Source organism: uncultured Boseongicola sp. (assembly GCF_937988555.1).
Classification (GTDB): Bacteria; Pseudomonadota; Alphaproteobacteria; order Rhodobacterales; family Rhodobacteraceae; genus Boseongicola.
In genome coordinates, this window is the sequence record NZ_CALJXO010000059.1 from 1 (window position 1) to 7734 (window position 7734).

Genomic DNA, 7734 nt, shown 5'->3' on the forward strand with positions numbered 1-7734 from the left:
AAGTCTTCTTTGGCATCGCTGCCGAAGAAGAGCATGCAGTCGCAGCAGGTCTGATGATTGGCGCGGCTTATGCCGCCGGCGAGACCACCGAAGAAAGCAACGTCGTTGACGACCACGGCGAGGCCCCGGTTCCGGGGCAGGGCGCGATTTATATGGCCCCGGAAAACAACGTTCTGGACGATGCACATCATGCGCCGAAGTGGGTCAAAGTGTCGCCGTTCATTGCGATGTTGATCGGGTTCCTGACGGCCTATCAGTTCTACATCCGCCGACCCGAGTGGCCCAGGCGTTTGGCCGAAAACCAGCAGATTTTGTATCAGTTCCTGTTGAACAAATGGTACGTTGACGAGATCTACGACTTTTTGTTCATCAAGCCTGCCATGTGGCTGGGTCGGTTGCTTTGGAAGAAGGGCGACGGCGTCGTCATCGACGGCTTCCTCAATGGTATCGCGATGGGCCTTGTGCCGTTCTTCACGCGTCTCGCGGGGCGCGCGCAGTCGGGATATATCTTTACTTATGCGTTCTGGATGGTGATCGGAATTGTCTTCCTGATCAGCTGGATGACGCTGTCGGGGGGAGGCGAATAATGCTTTTCGACAACCTCCTTTCCATCGTCACCTTCATTCCGCTAATCGGTGCCGCGATTATGGCGCTGTTTCTGCGGGGCGACGATGAGGCCGCACGGGCCAATGCCAAGTGGCTCGCTTTGGCGGCGACAAGTGCGTCGTTCCTGGCGTCCCTGTTCCTGCTCACAGGCTTTGACGCATCGAACCCGGATTTCCAGTTTGTGGAAGAGAGCGAATGGATTTTGGGCCTTACCTACAAGATGGGTTTGGACGGGATTTCGATCCTGTTTGTGATGCTCACAACCTTCCTGATGCCGCTAGTGATCCTTTCGTGCTGGGACGTCACACATCGTGTCAAAGAATATATGATCGCATTCCTTGTTCTGGAAACGCTGATGTTGGGCGTTTTCTGCGCGCTTGACCTGGTCCTGTTCTACCTGTTCTTCGAAGGTGGTCTGATCCCGATGTTCTTGATCATTGGCATTTGGGGCGGCAAAGAGCGGATTTATGCGTCTTTCAAATTCTTCCTCTACACCTTCTTCGGGTCGGTCCTGATGCTTGTCGCGATGATCGCGATGTACGTGGATGCAGGCACCACGGATATCGTGGCTTTGCTGCGCCATAACTTCTCGTCCGAAGTGTTGGAGGTCTGGGGCTTTACCATAATCGGCGGCTTGCAGACGCTGCTTTGGGTGGCGTTTTTCGCGTCCTTCGCGGTCAAGATGCCGATGTGGCCGGTCCACACATGGTTGCCGGATGCGCACGTTCAGGCGCCGACGGCCGGCTCGGTCGTTCTAGCGGCTATCCTGTTAAAGATGGGTGGCTATGGCTTCTTGAGGTTCAGCTTGCCGATGTTCCCGGTTGCTTCGGATTTACTGTCAGACTTCGTATTGTGGATGAGCGCGATTGCCATCGTCTACACGTCGTTGGTCGCGCTGATGCAGGAAGATATGAAGAAGCTGATAGCCTATTCTTCCGTCGCTCACATGGGTTTTGTGACGGCGGGTATTTTTGCGGCAAACCAGCAGGGGCTTGATGGCGCGATCTTTCAGATGATCTCGCACGGGTTCATTTCGGGCGCGTTGTTCCTGTGCGTCGGCGTGATATACGACCGGATGCATACCCGTGATATTGATGCTTACGGCGGTCTTGTGAACCGGATGCCGGCCTATGCCCTGGTGTTCATGCTGTTCACCATGGCGAATGTGGGCCTGCCCGGAACATCCGGGTTTGTGGGCGAATTCCTGACTTTGATGGGCATGTTCCAGGCGAATACATGGGTTGCGGCAGTGGCCACGACGGGTGTGATCTTGTCGGCGGCCTATGCGCTTTGGTTGTATCGCCGTGTGGTGATGGGGGACCTCATCAAAGAGAGTTTGAAATCCATCTCGGACATGACCACGCGAGAGCGCTGGATATTTGCGCCGTTGATCGTGATGACCATTCTTCTTGGGGTCTATCCGGCCCTTGTGACCGATATTATCAGCCCGTCTGTCGCCAACCTTTTGGGTGGCTATGAAACAGCGCTGGCGGATCATGCTGCGCAATCGATGGTCGCGGCCAACGGAGGGGGCAACTGATGCAACCCGGTGATCTTTCTGTAATTCTTCCCGAGATCGTGCTGTCGCTGTTTGCGATGGCTGGCCTGATGGTTGGCGCCTATGGCGGCAAAGACAAAACTGCGCCGATGCTGGTTTGGGCAACATCTGCTTTGATGGTGGCGCTGGCCGCATGGATCGGTGTGCAGAGTGCCGGGAGCGAGATTGCCTTTGGCGGAATGTTCATCGACGACGGGTTTGCGCGCTTTGCTAAGGTGACGATCCTGTTGGCGACGGCGGCGGTATTACTGATGAGCGAAGGGTATATGCAGCGCCGTGGGCTGCTGCGCTTTGAGTATCCATTGCTGATTGCGCTTGCGACAGTTGGCATGATGATGATGGTATCGGCGGGCGATTTGATCGCACTTTATATGGGCCTCGAGCTTCAGTCGCTGGCGTTGTATGTGGTTGCGTCTTTGCGCCGTGACAGCGTGAAGTCGACGGAAGCGGGCCTGAAGTATTTCGTCCTTGGCGCATTGTCGTCGGGTTTGCTGCTGTATGGCGCATCGCTGACCTATGGATTTGCAGGCACAACTTTGTTCTCTGGCATCATCGAAGCGGCGCAAGGCGACTTGCCCTTGGGCCTGCTTTTCGGTCTGGCGTTTATTTCGGCTGGTTTGGCATTCAAGGTCTCGGCGGCCCCTTTCCATATGTGGACGCCGGACGTTTACGAAGGCGCGCCGACACCGATTACGGCGTTCTTTGCCACAGCGCCGAAGATGGCCGCGATGGGCTTATTCGCGCGGGTTTTGCACGATGCGTTTGGCGGCATGGTTGGGGATTGGCAGCAGATTCTGGCGTTCCTGTCGGTGGCTTCGATGTATCTGGGCGCCATTGCCGCGATTGGACAGACCAATATCAAGCGACTGATGGCCTATTCGTCGATCTCGCACATGGGCTTTGCATTGATGGGTTTGGCGTCTGGCACGGCGTTTGGCGTGCAGGCGATGCTTGTCTATATGGCGATCTACATCACGATGAATATCGGCACCTTTGCTTTCATCCTTTCGATGGAGAAAGACGGCGCGCCGGTGGTGGAGATCTCGGCCTTATCGCAGTATTCGCGCTGTAATCCGCTGAAGGCCTTGGCGATGCTGATCTTGCTGTTCAGCCTTGCAGGCGTGCCGCCTTTGGTTGGCTTTTTCGGCAAGTACTACGTGCTTTTGGCGGCTGTGGAAGCGGGCCTTGGATGGCTTGCGGTTGCGGGTGTGATCGCCTCCGTTATCGGTGCGTTCTATTATTTGCGCATCGTATACCTGATGTATTTCGGGTCCGAGGATAGTGAAATGGATACCGGGTCTGCGCCGATCCTGTCGGGGTTTCTGGTGGTCAGCGCGGCGATCATGGTCCTTGGGGTGATCAACCTCTTCGGGGTCGAGGCGGTTGCGGAAGCTGCGGCGGCAACGCTTGTCAAATAAAGTAATTTTTCGCGCCTCTGGCGAGATCCGCTGGGGGCGCTGCCCCCAGATACCCAGAGTATTTCAACCAAGAAGAATGGGGTGGGCGGCGTGACTCGCGAGCCTTTGCCCTGGCCTGATGGGACTGACCGCATCGTTTTGGATGAGGTCGACAGCACCATGGCCGAAGCGGCACGGCGGGCCTCGACTTTGGATCGTCCTACCTGGATCATGGCGCGCCACCAAACGGCCGCACGGGGGCGGCGGGGCAAAATCTGGTCGAACCCGCGCGGCAATTTTGCCGCGACCTTTGTGATGAAGCCCGGCGGCAATCCGGCAAGCGCGGCGCTTAGATCGTTTTTGGCGGCGAATGCTTTGTTCGAGGCTTTGGCGATGAAGGTCAACCGAGACGCGCTTTCGTTGAAATGGCCCAATGATGTGCTGTTGAACGGCGGCAAGGTGGCGGGGATTTTGCTGGAAAGCACCGGGCGCGGCGGTGTGATCGAGTGGCTATCAGTGGGCATCGGCGTCAATCTGAAGATCGTACCGGACGATGTAGGGCGCACCGATTTTCCGCCCGTTTCGCTTGCAGGCGAGGGCGGTGCGGCGACGGATCAGGACGAGTTCCTATCGCTTTTGGCTTCGAATTTCGCCACCGAGGAGCGGCTATTTCAGGAGTTTGGCTTTGGCCATATTCGCGAGAAATGGCTGGGCCGTGCCGCGCGTCTGGGTGAGGTTATCACCGCGCGCACAACCAAAGGCGAAGTTATGGGCATCTTTGAGACGGTGGACGAGGCGGGGCATCTTGTGCTTATGACCCCAAAGGGTCGGGTTGCTATCCCGGCAGCTGACGTATTTTTCTGAGAGGGAGGGCGAAATGCTCCTCTGTATCGACACTGGCAATACCAACACGGTCTTTTCCATCTGGGATGGCGCGGCCTTCATCGGGACGTGGCGTGCGTCGACTGAGCATCAGCGCACGGCGGATCAGTATTTTGTCTGGCTGTCGACACTGATGGCGACGGTAGGTCTGCAGGACGTGGCGATTGACGAGGTGGTGATCTCGTCGACTGTGCCGCGGGTGGTGTTCAATCTACGTGTTCTGTGCGACCGCTATTTCGGTTGCCGCCCCTTGGTGGTTGGAAAACCCGAGTGTTTGCTGCCGGTGCCGTCCCGCGTCGATGAAGGCGTGCGCCCGGGGCCTGACAGACTTGCCAATGCGGCCGGCGCGTTTGCCCGACATGGTGGCAATACGGTGGTTGTCGACTTCGGGACGGCGACGAATTTCGATGTTGTGGCCGACGATGGGGCCTATATCGGCGGCGTAATTGCGCCCGGTGTGAACCTTAGCCTTGAAGCGCTTGCAATGGGGGCCGCTGCCTTACCGCATGTGGACATTACGCAACCCGAAAAAGTGATTGGCACCAATACGGTAGAATGCATTCAATCCGGTGTCTTTTGGGGCTATACGGGCCTGATCGAGGGGATTACCGCGCGCATCAAGGCCGAATTTGGCGCGCCCATGAAGGTGATCGGGACTGGCGGTCTGGCACCGCTATTTGCCAAAGGTGATATGCTTTTCGACTCTGTCGAAGATGATTTGACGATGTACGGGCTGACCGTAATTCATCGCTTTAACAAGGAAAATCAATGAGTAACGAGCGTCTGATTTATCTGCCTCTGGGCGGTGCCGGCGAAATTGGAATGAACGCCTATGTCTACGGATGGGGCGCGCCCGACAAGGAGCGGTTGATAGTCGTGGACCTTGGGGTGACGTTCCCCGAGATGGAGGGCTCGCCCGGTGTCGATCTCATATTCGCAGACGTCGAATGGCTTGAAGCCCGTGCGGACCGCATCGAAGGCGTGTTTATTACACATGCGCATGAAGACCATGTCGGCGCGATCGGGCATTTGTGGCACCGGCTGCGGGCCCCGATTTATGCGCGGAAATTTACGGCGCTTCACGCCGCGCGCAAATTGTCAGAGCATGGCGGCGACGAGAATGCAATCAAGGTGGTTGAGGCTTGGCCCACCACGACTAAAGTCGGACCCTTCAGTGTGGGCTTTGCGCCGATCAGCCATTCGATCCCGGAAAGTTCATCCCTGGTGATCGACACGCCGGTAGGGCGCGTCGTTCATACGGGCGACTTCAAGTTGGATGAGACGCCTTTGGTTGGTGAGGCCTGGGATCCTGACATGTGGCGCAAGATCGCCAAGGATGGTGTGAAGGCGCTTGTGTGCGACTCGACCAATGTGTTTTCACCCAATCCCGGACGATCTGAAGTAACCGTTGGCCCCGAGATTACCAAGTTGGTGAGCGAGGCGAAAGGCATGGTTGTGGCGACCACTTTTGCGTCCAATGTCGCACGCGTAAAGACGCTTGCAGCAGCGGGCAAGGCGGCGGGCCGCTCGGTCTGTCTTTTGGGCCGGTCGATGAAGCGAATGGTTGAAGCCTCGGTCGAAACGGGCGTTTTGACGGATTTTCCTGCTGTTGTAACCCCGGAAGAAGCAGCGGACATTCCGCGTGAAAATCTGATGTTGCTAGTGACCGGCAGTCAGGGCGAACGGCGCGCTGCATCGGCAGGCCTAAGCCGTGGTAAGTATCTTGGGCTTCAAGTGAAGGAGGGCGATCTGTTCCTGTTTTCCTCTAAAACCATTCCTGGAAACGAGCGCGGCGTGAGCCGGATTATCAATGCGTTCTCCGAAAAAGGCGTTGATGTCGTCGACGACAGTTCGGGGCATTATCACGTGTCGGGCCATGCGAACCGGCCCGATCTTGATGAGATGCACAAGACGATTGAACCCGATATGGTCATCCCGATGCACGGTGAACATCGCCATTTGAGGGAACACGCCAAACTTGCGGCCTCTAACGGGATTGCAAGTATCGTGGCGCCTAACGGCACGATGGTAGATCTGACAGGCAAGACGCCGAAGGTCGCCGAATTCGTCGAAGCCGGTCGGACTTATCTAGATGGATCAGTACAGATCGGTGCGATGGATGGTGTCGTGCGGGACCGTATCCGGATGGCGATCAACGGGCATGTGCTTGTGACGCTGATCATGGAAGACAACGACGTGCTTGGCGACCCTTGGGTCGAGATATCGGGCTTGCCGGAAACCGGGCGCTCTAAGGCGGCTTTGGTCGATGTGCTGGAAGAAGATCTGGGTCAGCTCGTTGGGCGCGCCAAGCGCAAGACAATGTCCAGTGACGAGGCTTTGGAGAAAGAGCTACGTCAAGTCGTGCGAAAGTCGGCGCAAGATGAGATCGGTAAGAAGCCAGAAGTGACTGTCGTGATTTCGCGTTTGAGCGCGTGATGTTGCCGGTTGTCTTTGACCTTGACGGGACCCTGATCGACAGTCTGCCGGACGTGACAAAGGCGGTGAACCTTCTTCTGGCGGAAGAGGGGCAGCCGCTTTTGGAGACGTCGGTGGTGAACACCTTTGTCGGCAGCGGCGAGCAGGTTTTGATGCAGCGCCTTATTGCGGCAACAGCGTTCGAACCGGTGGACGCCGACCGGCTGATGCCGCGCTTCATTACGCATTATAAAATGGCGGCGTTGGATACGAAGCTTTTCCCGGGCGCGCGGGAGGCGTTGGATCGCCTTCTTGCGGCCGGTGTTCCGATCGGGCTTTGCACCAACAAGCCGCGTGCGCCCTTGGTTCCGACGCTTGAGGCGGCGGGGCTTGATAATGTGTTTGGTGTGGTTGTTGCGGGGGATGACTTGCCCAAGCGGAAGCCTGATCCTGCGCCTTTGTTTCATTGCTTTCAAAAGCTTGGATCAGAGACTGGGATTTATGTCGGGGACAGCGAAGTGGACGCCGAGACCGCACAGCGGGCCGGCGTTCCCTTCGTGATTTACGCACACGGCATCCGCGTCAGCCCGATCGAAGACATTCCGCACGACGTGGTGTTTGATGATTTTGGGGCGCTTGATGCGATTTTGGCGAAACTGTCTTCTTAGGCATTCCTCTCTCGGAGCAGGTCTCGTCAGAGCTTGGTGAATATCCCGCGTCCCGGATAGTTCTGCGACAATCCCTCACTAACCCCATAGCTGCGAACAACATTTCCCTCGGGCCGAGCGACGCGCTTGCGCTTTGAGGGATCCGTCGCCCTACAACGCAAATCGTGATCAGCGGTAATGGACGTTTGTTCTAAGATTCCACGATGAG

The 7734-nt window shown here is 57.0% G+C and carries 7 protein-coding genes and 1 pseudogene; 7 read left to right on the plus strand and 1 reads right to left on the minus strand.

The features are described from left to right. From Q1B15_RS03575 to gph, 7 genes and pseudogenes are all read left to right on the plus strand, one after another. Nucleotides 1-587 (plus strand): annotated as a pseudogene (locus tag Q1B15_RS03575) (NADH-quinone oxidoreductase subunit L); the annotation flags it as partial. After that, nucleotides 587-2146, plus strand: coding sequence for an NADH-quinone oxidoreductase subunit M (locus Q1B15_RS03580; RefSeq protein ID WP_299750261.1), 1560 nt, complete (start codon nt 587-589; stop codon nt 2144-2146). The pseudogene Q1B15_RS03575 and the gene Q1B15_RS03580, both read left to right, overlap by 1 nt. Then, complete coding sequence (gene nuoN, locus Q1B15_RS03585) at nt 2146-3582, plus strand: NADH-quinone oxidoreductase subunit NuoN (RefSeq protein ID WP_299750264.1); 1437 nt, start codon at nt 2146-2148, stop codon at nt 3580-3582. The genes Q1B15_RS03580 and nuoN overlap by 1 nt, the downstream gene beginning before the upstream one ends. A 90-nt stretch (nt 3583-3672) precedes the next feature. Then, nucleotides 3673-4425 carry a biotin--[acetyl-CoA-carboxylase] ligase gene (locus Q1B15_RS03590; protein WP_299750280.1) on the plus strand — a complete coding sequence of 251 codons (753 nt, stop codon included), beginning with the start codon at nt 3673-3675 and terminating at the stop codon, nt 4423-4425. 13 nt (nt 4426-4438) lie between these two features. Continuing rightward, entirely contained in the window at nt 4439-5215 is a 777-nt protein-coding gene (locus Q1B15_RS03595; RefSeq protein WP_299750267.1) for a type III pantothenate kinase, read from the plus strand. Further along, nucleotides 5212-6879: a ribonuclease J gene (locus Q1B15_RS03600; protein WP_299750270.1), complete on the plus strand. Its 1668-nt coding sequence runs from the start codon at nt 5212-5214 to the stop codon at nt 6877-6879. Before Q1B15_RS03595 ends, Q1B15_RS03600 begins: the two co-directional genes overlap by 4 nt. Continuing rightward, on the plus strand, nt 6879-7526 hold the full coding sequence (gene gph / locus Q1B15_RS03605) for a phosphoglycolate phosphatase (protein ID WP_299750274.1): 648 nt from the start codon (nt 6879-6881) through the stop codon (nt 7524-7526). The genes Q1B15_RS03600 and gph overlap by 1 nt, the downstream gene beginning before the upstream one ends. A 26-nt stretch (nt 7527-7552) precedes the next feature. On the opposite strand, the gene Q1B15_RS03610 is transcribed toward gph, so the two are convergent. After that, nucleotides 7553-7734, minus strand: a 182-nt coding sequence (locus tag Q1B15_RS03610; protein WP_299750277.1) for a hypothetical protein, incomplete at its 5' end; no start/stop codon positions are given.